This window comes from Viridibacillus arvi, from assembly GCF_001274945.1.
GTDB classification, from domain to species: domain Bacteria; phylum Bacillota; class Bacilli; order Bacillales_A; family Planococcaceae; genus Viridibacillus; species Viridibacillus arvi.
The window spans coordinates 1-2,858 of the sequence record NZ_LILB01000003.1; the positions used below are offsets into that span (position 1 = coordinate 1).

General features: G+C 35.4%; 3 protein-coding genes. All 3 read left to right on the forward strand.

From position 1 onward, the window contains the following. Positions 1–287 precede the first annotated feature (287 nt). Complete coding sequence (locus AMD00_RS09380; RefSeq protein ID WP_053416826.1) at positions 288–695, forward strand: GNAT family N-acetyltransferase; 408 nt, start codon at positions 288–290, stop codon at positions 693–695. Positions 696–1,077: 382 nt separating this feature from the next. Beyond that, positions 1,078–1,953 (forward strand): ATP-binding cassette domain-containing protein, encoded by an 876-nt coding sequence (locus tag AMD00_RS09385; protein ID WP_053416827.1) that lies wholly within the window; start codon positions 1,078–1,080, stop codon positions 1,951–1,953. Beyond that, positions 1,950–2,669: a hypothetical protein gene (locus AMD00_RS09390; RefSeq protein WP_053416828.1), complete on the forward strand. Its 720-nt coding sequence runs from the start codon at positions 1,950–1,952 to the stop codon at positions 2,667–2,669. Before AMD00_RS09385 ends, AMD00_RS09390 begins: the two co-directional genes overlap by 4 nt. Positions 2,670–2,858 lie beyond the last annotated feature (189 nt).

Sequence of the window (2,858 nt, forward strand, 5' to 3'; positions counted from 1 at the left end):
AAATATTTAATTAGTAATGAGGCTTGGAGTCGATAAGCTTTCAATGTCTGTGGGGAAAAACCTTCAATTCGTTTGTCAGATTCAAATGCTTCCCATGCTTTTGACAGTAACATTGTTTCTACCTCCTAAAAAGTTATTAATAAAGGGATTATTGCCAACTCTATTGAAATATAGACATATTGATATTTTACTAACGAGGCAGGTTAGTTGAAGAAGCAATGAGAAAAAATTATATATTTTGTGTCGATGTAGAACTGTAATATACAAAAATTAGGAGGTAATTATATATGGTGAAATATATAAATTATACGACAGAACCCCCTAATAACTTTGACCAATTACTAACCCTATATGAATCTTTAGGATGGAATTCACTTAAATTAACAAGTAATGATTTGGAGCGAATGTGCAATCAAAGTTGGTACGCCATTTACGCATTTGATGAAAAACAATTAGTGGGTATGGGACGTGTTATTTCAGATGGTGTAATTACTGGAGTAGTTTGTGGATTATGTGTTCTACCAAGCTATCAGTCCGAAGGAATCGGCAAAAAAATGGTGAATCGAATAACTCACCATTGTGAGCAAAATGGGGTAATTCCTCAACTAATGTGTGTGGAAATTTTGGAACCATATTATGAAATCTTTGGGTTCAAGAAATTTACCATTGGCATGTCAAAAAAAATAAATAGATAGATTTAATTTGATTTGTTGTTTAATTAACAGGTGCGCGCGACAAGTTCTGTAATAAACGTTTACAGCGTGAAAGACAGAAGTTTCTGTGATTTGAATTCTCAACTTTACAATGGAGGAGGGGAATGAAGGAACCACGTTTCCTAAAACCATCCCATTAATACTCCTGCATGCTTTATGACTGACAGGTTATTAAGGTATGAAGCCAGGTTAAGTCGGCCGAACAAAGGCTAAAGCCATGCCTATGGAAAAGGTATGCTTACGGATATGCCGGACGGCAGAAACAATTTCGTCAGAATTATATACCCCCTTTATTAGAAGAAGGGGCCCGTTTAGGGATGGATGTCCAAAAGATTATCCGATTAATTGAAAAGGAGGCTCAATCATGATAGAAGTCAATCAGGTTCACTATAGTTATGATTCAACCAAAATATTGCATGACTTTAATTTGATAGAGAGTGAGAAAATCATCGTTGGACTTTGGGGGCGAAATGGAACTGGGAAAACAACCTTTATGAAGTTGTTAGCTGGTCATTTAAAACCTGATCAGGGTGAGATAAACATACAGGGATTTAATCCTTATAACCATTATCGAACAAATAATCATTTATGTTATATGCAAGAAGATCATCCATTCAGTAAGATTTGGAAGGTAAAAGATGCGTTACGCTTTGGTGATTATTACAATCCAAATTTTGATAAGGATTTTGCTAAAAAGCTTTTAACAGTTTTTAAATTGGATGAAAACAAAAATGTGACCAGGCTCTCTAAAGGTATGAAATCAGCACTGCAATTTATTATCGGTATTGCCAGTAATGCTGATATAACAATACTTGACGAACCGACCAATGGTTTAGATATGGGTATGCGAAAGAAATTTCACAAAGTATTATTGGAAAGTTATGAAAAAAATCCGAGGCTCATTCTTTTATCCTCCCATCATATCGAAGAAATTCAAACTCTATGTGAAGCGTTGGTAGTGATTCATGATGGTAGAGTATTTCTCCATGAAACAATGGAAACGATGCGGGAAAAAGGCATTTGGTTAAGTGGAGAGAAGACTTCTATTTTAAATATCACCCAGTCGCACACTGTGTTGGAGCAACAAGAAATGGGTACGAAAATGAAAGTCATGCTCGATGAACCTTATACGAACGAATGGAAGCATTTTGCTCAGTCCCATAGCTTATCAATTGAACCAGCCTCCCTACATGATTATTTATTAAATAGAACGGAAGAACGAAATGAGGTGAACATATGAACTTGAACAGTGGGACATTTAGGATGGTTTATGAAGGGACACTATTTGCTTTCGGGAAGATGCTTATACTATATATAACGATCCCTTTACTTTTGTTATGGTTATTCATTGGATATTTCTTTAACTTGGGTGAAGATGTTATCGCCGCCATCTCAGGACCAACATATTTTTTTATTCCTCTGTTTGCAATTGATGGATTCAAAACTATTTTCCCTGTCGCAATAGGAATGGGAAGTACAAGGATCAATTTGTTGAAAACCTTTTATGTGGTAGGTTTAGCAAGTGTACTGGTTATCACCTTTATTTTAAACGTCTTTCAATGGATTCTCTTAACACTTTATGAGCGATGGAACGTAGCGGCTCATATATTGCATCCAGCAACCTTTTTAAATCAAGAGTATACCTTCCTATCCTATTATTTAATAGATTTTATGTTAGGTATTTTTACCTTCTCCTTCGCTTTTCTGTTTTTTACGATATATTATAGACTTGGTTTCAAGAAAAGTGTGATCTGGTTGATGGTGTTAGTGATCATCGGTACGCTATTAAACTACAGTGGTTTGATCGATTTTTCAATATGGGAATGGTTAGTGACTCAGGACTTTCATGAAATGGTGATGTTTTCTTTTGTGATCACTATTAGTCTGATTGCATTGTTCATCACATATCCCATCATGCGAAATGCACCGTTAACAGCTAAGTCGAAAAAGGATTAGAAAAAAGACTTATAAGAGTGATCAAATGAAAACAGCTTTTTTCCATCAGTTAATAGATCGCATGTTCCACAATCGGGCGCGATTGTTTAATAAGCGTCTCTGTTCTTATTCAACTAACGGGTGCTTTACTTGAAGATCATGGAGTTGCATAGGCAGCTCTTTTTTCTTATTGAACTAAGGATGTAGTTT

What these genes read in the sequence shown, in the direction of transcription:
- AMD00_RS09380 (WP_053416826.1), top strand. Translation starts at nt 288, where the DNA reads ATGGTGAAATATATAAATTATACGACAGAACCCCCTAATAACTTTGAC.
- AMD00_RS09385 (WP_053416827.1), top strand. Translation starts at nt 1,078, where the DNA reads ATGATAGAAGTCAATCAGGTTCACTATAGTTATGATTCAACCAAAATA.
- AMD00_RS09390 (WP_053416828.1), top strand. Translation starts at nt 1,950, where the DNA reads ATGAACTTGAACAGTGGGACATTTAGGATGGTTTATGAAGGGACACTA.